The sequence below is a fragment of the Moorena sp. SIO4E2 genome (assembly GCF_010671945.1).
Lineage (GTDB): Bacteria > Cyanobacteriota > Cyanobacteriia > Cyanobacteriales > Coleofasciculaceae > Moorena > Moorena producens.
In genome coordinates this window covers 1-5,036 of record NZ_JAAHIE010000514.1, presented here as the reverse complement: position 1 = coordinate 5,036, position 5,036 = coordinate 1, and the positions used below count along the sequence as shown (strand labels likewise).

The 5,036-nt window shown below is 42.9% G+C and carries 8 protein-coding genes and 1 pseudogene; 4 read left to right on the top strand and 5 right to left on the bottom strand.

The window, feature by feature from the left end; all coding sequences use genetic code 11:
• Window positions 1-463 precede the first annotated feature (463 nt).
• Complete coding sequence (locus F6K37_RS31890) at window positions 464-853, top strand: type II toxin-antitoxin system RelE/ParE family toxin (RefSeq protein ID WP_287254592.1); 390 nt, start codon at window positions 464-466, stop codon at window positions 851-853.
• A complete protein-coding gene (locus F6K37_RS31885; RefSeq protein WP_287254590.1) occupies window positions 850-1,173 on the top strand; it encodes a helix-turn-helix domain-containing protein in 324 nt (107 codons plus the stop codon). Before F6K37_RS31890 ends, F6K37_RS31885 begins: the two co-directional genes overlap by 4 nt.
• A 45-nt stretch (window positions 1,174-1,218) precedes the next feature.
• Here the strand turns inward: F6K37_RS31885 and F6K37_RS31880 are convergent.
• The 3 genes and pseudogenes from F6K37_RS31880 to F6K37_RS31870 form a co-directional block, all read right to left on the bottom strand.
• Window positions 1,219-1,401: pseudogene (locus F6K37_RS31880) on the bottom strand (type II toxin-antitoxin system HicA family toxin).
• Window positions 1,398-1,589, bottom strand: a complete 192-nt coding sequence (locus F6K37_RS45770; RefSeq protein WP_502887789.1) for a type II toxin-antitoxin system HicB family antitoxin — start codon at window positions 1,587-1,589, stop codon at window positions 1,398-1,400. Before F6K37_RS45770 ends, F6K37_RS31880 begins: the two are co-directional and overlap by 4 nt.
• Window positions 1,590-1,744: 155 nt before the next feature.
• Window positions 1,745-1,903 (bottom strand): hypothetical protein, encoded by a 159-nt coding sequence (locus tag F6K37_RS31870; RefSeq protein WP_287254586.1) that lies wholly within the window; start codon window positions 1,901-1,903, stop codon window positions 1,745-1,747.
• Window positions 1,904-2,157: 254 nt separating this feature from the next.
• On the opposite strand from F6K37_RS31870, the gene F6K37_RS31865 reads away from it, so the two are divergent.
• On the top strand, window positions 2,158-2,349 hold the full coding sequence (locus tag F6K37_RS31865; protein WP_287254584.1) for a hypothetical protein: 192 nt from the start codon (window positions 2,158-2,160) through the stop codon (window positions 2,347-2,349).
• A 6-nt stretch (window positions 2,350-2,355) separates the two neighbouring features.
• Window positions 2,356-2,805 carry a PIN domain-containing protein gene (locus F6K37_RS31860; RefSeq protein ID WP_287254582.1) on the top strand — a complete coding sequence of 150 codons (450 nt, stop codon included), beginning with the start codon at window positions 2,356-2,358 and terminating at the stop codon, window positions 2,803-2,805.
• Window positions 2,806-3,135: 330 nt separating this feature from the next.
• On the opposite strand, the gene F6K37_RS31855 is transcribed toward F6K37_RS31860, so the two are convergent.
• Together F6K37_RS31855 and F6K37_RS31850 are read right to left on the bottom strand one after the other, a co-directional pair.
• Entirely contained in the window at window positions 3,136-3,786 is a 651-nt protein-coding gene (locus F6K37_RS31855) for a hypothetical protein (protein ID WP_287254579.1), read from the bottom strand.
• A 206-nt stretch (window positions 3,787-3,992) separates the two neighbouring features.
• Window positions 3,993-5,036, bottom strand: a 1,044-nt coding sequence (locus tag F6K37_RS31850; RefSeq protein ID WP_287254577.1) for a polymorphic toxin-type HINT domain-containing protein, incomplete at its 5' end; no start/stop codon positions are given.

Sequence of the window (5,036 nt, the reverse complement as noted above, 5' to 3'; positions counted from 1 at the left end):
GACCTCGCTGAGCAGCATATTCACGCAGTAGTGCTTCTAATTCTGAGCATAGGGATAACTACTTTTGTCATCGACCTACTTTCCTCCCAACCTTTGCTTCTGCGCTTTATTCTCGCTTAGTGTGGGGGTGCGTTACTAAGGCATTTCCTCAACCCACCGGACTAGTCACGTCCGCATGGATCAATGTATGTTATCCGCAACATAGGATAAGCGTCCGCACTCACCACCTCAATTCAAACGTAGGTTGGGTATAGGAACGGAAACCCAACAATATCTGACCGCCACACCAATTAAATTGTAGGTTCTTTTTGTTAGAGAGAAAACCCCGTACAAGAGTCGAAGACGTTGTGTAGTGGGGAATTATGTTGGGTTTCATTCTTCAACCCAACCTACAACGCGCGATGCCCCAAAAGAGCCGCTAAAAGCGATCGCACTTAAAGTATCATGCAATGTATGATATTATATAAAATGTAAGAGGTTATATTGCGGATTTTCATGCGTTGCATGGTTTCAACGCTTCTCCCGTAGGGAAAGAATGACAGATGCCATGTTGCTCACAGCTGTGATGCGGGCAGAGCAAGGCTTAATCGATGCTGATCTCGGTGGAGGTGTCATCAAGCAGCGCATTGCCCGTGAGAGCCAGGGTAAGTCTGGAGGGTATCGCTCGATCATCCTATTCCTATGCGGTGATAAGGCGTTTTTTATATATGGGTTTGCCAAAAGTGAGCGCGATAATATCTCCAAGGATGAGCTAGCAGACTTTAAGAAGGCGGCTAAAGAGTACTTGGCTCTGTCAGATGAACAGATTCAGCAATTGATAGATATTAAGGCACTAGGGGAAGTTAAGCAATGAGCGAATCACTACAGTACAAATCAGAGGCTTTTGCTGCCATCCATGAGTCCATGGAAGCTTTGCATCAAATTGGTGCCATTACTAAGCAGACGATGGATGAGTTTGATCAAACCTGTCTTACTCCTATAGAATCCCTATCTCCACAAGATATCCGTGCTTTGCGGGAGCGGGAAAATGCTTCTCAAGCAGTCTTCGCTCGTTACCTCAATGTTTCACCCCTTCATGTTTCCGACTGGGAAAGTGGTGTTAAAAAACCTGGGGGAGCTGCGCTACGCCTGTTGACGCTCGTGAAGAAAAAAGGGCTACAAGCGATCGCATAGGACAGAGATCACCTTTCCAACCCGCTCGCACTATTTTGTTTGCCTTTAATTTTCTTGTGTCAGGCTTTTGATAATCTTTTTAGCCAATCGCTCATTAATTTCTCGATGCCTTGGAATTGGTTCCGTTTGTCCATTATTTGGGTTATGGTAAATATCGTGTTTCCCACCATGTCGAATCAAATAGCAACCGGATTTTTATAAGTAGGCAATTAAATCGCGTCTTTTCATGCAATATCAAGTTCTGCGACTCTCTTAATTCCGGGAATTTCTTCACTAGTAAATGTTCTATAGAGATCAGCTAAGTTCTCTTTTAATTCTTCTAGATCAACCCCTTGTGTCCAATGATCTGGAAATTCATTCAAATAGCCCAAGAACATCCCATCCGCTTCTTTCCAATATGTATATGTAATTTTCATGGATTTTACCCTATTTTCGCCCTCCGATACTCTCAGCGGTGCGACCCCGGTCGGGTTTCCCGACAAGCGTGAATGCGCACCAAGAGAAATTATTTTCTTTTCTTTGTCAGACGCGCAAACGGTTTTACTCACCGACAATCAGTAACCTCTTAATTTTAACCAATCCCCATCAGTGATCGCAATCCCCACCCGATCGCCATCCCAATGCGATCGCACTTAACCAAATCATCAAGATTTAATGTTGGGTGGGTTACGCTGTCGCGTTCCCCACCGCAGATTCCGGTTGGGGTGGTGCGTTCCCAAATACCGATCAATGTCCCAGTCGCAATGGTTTCAGGGAACGCACCCTACAGGCGATCGCACTATAATAGGGAAGTGCAACAAATTGTCAAGCCTGAACAAATTAATACTCTCGATCTTGAGTAGATAAATCATGAATCATTCGAGTTCTGAGCTAACAGGTCCGCTTACTGATTTGCGTGACGATCTATTATTATAAATTGAAAATATTCCCGACGAACAGATTCCACAATTATTACAAATCATTCGTTTATTTCGTCAAAGCCAAATGACGAATAAAGAATCTGTATATCATTGGCAAAAAGCGATGGCTCGGCTGGAAAAATCGGATCCAATTCAACGAAAACAGCAACAACAAAAGTTAAAGGAGTTATTTCAATCTTGGAATGAGTTAGACGAAGAACAAGACCAAAAAGAAACTTGGAAAATCATTAAATCGAGCAAAGGAGTTGTGATTTAACCTAAGATGAGCAAAGTGATAGTTTTAGATTCAGCCCCTGTTGGTTTAATTACAAATCCAAAAGGCGCTGCGTTGTCACTGCAATGTCAAGAATGGTTTTATAATATTTTTGACCGAGGATATGATGTTGTTTTACCTGAAATTATCGATTATGAAATTAGACGAGAACTATTACGAGCAAATAAGGTATCGGGAATCAAGAAACTAAATCGCCTTAAAGCCGAAATAATCTATATCCCGATTACTACAGAAGTTATGTTAAAAGCTGCCGAATTATGGGCGGAAGTCAGAAAAAAAGGTAAACCAACAGCGGATCCTAAAGCTTTAGATGGAGATGTTATTTTAGCCGCTCAAGCTATTTTAGTTACTAATTATGGGTATGAAGTTACTGTGGCAACCAATAATACAAAGCACCTATCTTTATTTGTCGATGCTCGGGAATGGCAAGAAATTTAAAAATTTAGAATGAATGAAGCCCAGTAAGGGATGGTGCGTTCTGTAATATTCGGTCAATAAATGTCTTGATAGATCTTTTGTAATCGAACGCACCCTACTTGAGTGACGCCCGCACTATCTCCTCCATCGTGCCAGCATGTTTTTGGTTAAATTCACCTATCTCTCGATTAACCTCATTTTTCGCAACTTGTACGTCTGGTGAATTTTTATCCTGAACCTCTTGATCTTTAGCCTCTTCCGCTGTATTCTTATCTTCTTTATCCTCTGTAGTAGAGCTATCGGTGCTAGCAGTATTTTCGGCGGATTTAGAAAAATCAAATAGCTTTTATCTTAGGGCATAGGCATCACGAACGAACTAATTTGCTCTGGTGGAAGTTTTCTCGCGTCTGCTATTTTTTTAGTGATATCCTTTATCTCAACATCCAGTTCATCTTTGGTCATATTAAACAAATGACCACCAATGGGTTTACCGGCTTTACTTGACCCTAAGGCATCATAATGCTGGCTATAGGACTCTTTGAAGTTATCCAGTAAGGTTTGATAATCAGGGCCAGATTCATTGGTATCTGAGTCATCTTTAGTTCCACTATCGGGAGAATCGCTATCACCCTTGGTATTGGTTAAATGATCAATTAAGGCATAGGTATCTTTGAGCATTTTTTTGGTATTGTCTGAAGGGATTTTTACCGCTTTCTCCATCGCCTGAGCGAGTTGATCAACTTGTTGATTTATCTCACTCTCGGTCATGGTAAATGGATTTTTTAATTGATCGAAGCCTTTTACAGCCTCCAATTTCTTAAACATATCACCGGTAGAATCTTGAAAAGAGGCTAGTTCCGACCTTGAGATGGGCTGACCACTTGACCTTTGGTCTCTCAGACCTTGCGCCTGCTTTAAAAAAGAGGCTACATCATCTTTGGACAGGTTAGAAGCACCAGCAAGGGCCTCACTCAATTTCTCAATCTCAGCCTCTGTGGTCATACCGGTGATCGGATTAATTTTTCCTTGTGATTGGGACTTAAAAGAATAAGAAGATGCTTTTGAAGACTATTTCGCTTTTTGGGGTTGGGTTGGTGTGTTATACTTTCGAATAGCGCACCCTACAAGTTGGGCGATCGCACTTTTAAGACAGTCGCTACAAGAGCAGCGATCGCACTTTCAGGACATCCCAGCATTGAGTTATTTGCTTATAACGCTAGCAATAACGCAACTTCCACGCCTATTTCAATTTCTTCCGGCAGTGCCTCCACTTCCGCAGCGCCAGCCACTTCCGCAACACCCATTCCCACTCCTTCTTCTCCGCTGGCAGCGGCACTAGCAGAACCCACGCCTTCATCGGCAGCACTTTCACCTGCTGTTTCGCCAGCACCTTCTTCCCCTTCAGCCGCATCTTCTTCCCTACCGCAGTTATGAACCAATAACTTGTCTTCAGAAACAAAAAAGTTATGAGCTTTGTCAACGGAAAGATTATAAGCAGGAAAAGCGTCTTCTACATACTCAACCGTTACGCTTTCCAGCAGCACCGACGTGCCATCTTGGGTACGGATGGCATCCCCCTGTTTTAATTTTCCTGCTGGTATCCAGCCTCGGCCTTCGACATAAAAAGGATGCTCCGTTGTTGTGCCGATGGTGTTTCCTGATTCCGTCCTCAGCGCAACTGAATCGTGATGCAATTTTACAGATTTTGCTGTAACGGGAAATAAATCCGTTTGTCGAGTTTTTTCATTATAGCCCCATATTTTCTCTTTGAGTTGCATATCTTCGATGTTTTTAAAGCCTGACCTAGAAGATATTTTTGTTCCAGGGATAAAACTAACCATAAAATCACAATAATCAGGTGAGTTATCTATTCTGGAACTATCAATTTCCATTTCCCCAGAAGGTGGCGCATCTCCCCCTTCCTCAGAAACTGGCACATCTCCCCCTTCATCAGAAGCTGGCACATCTCCCCCTTCATCAGAAGCTGGCACATCTCCCCCTTCCTCATGAGCTGGCGCAGAAGCTGAATTTTCAGCCTTGAGAGTAAGTCTTATTGCAGACACTCCGTCAATCAAACCACATGCACCTGCAATTCCACCAAGAATGTATAACGCTCTTTTTCCCTTCTTGTTATCCACAAGACCACCACCTGATATTCCGAAAAGGACTCCAGCAGTTCCGAATGCGACACCTGAGGTAATTACAGCAGTAGCAGTAGTTGTATATCCGGCTAAACCTATAGCTGTAGCTAC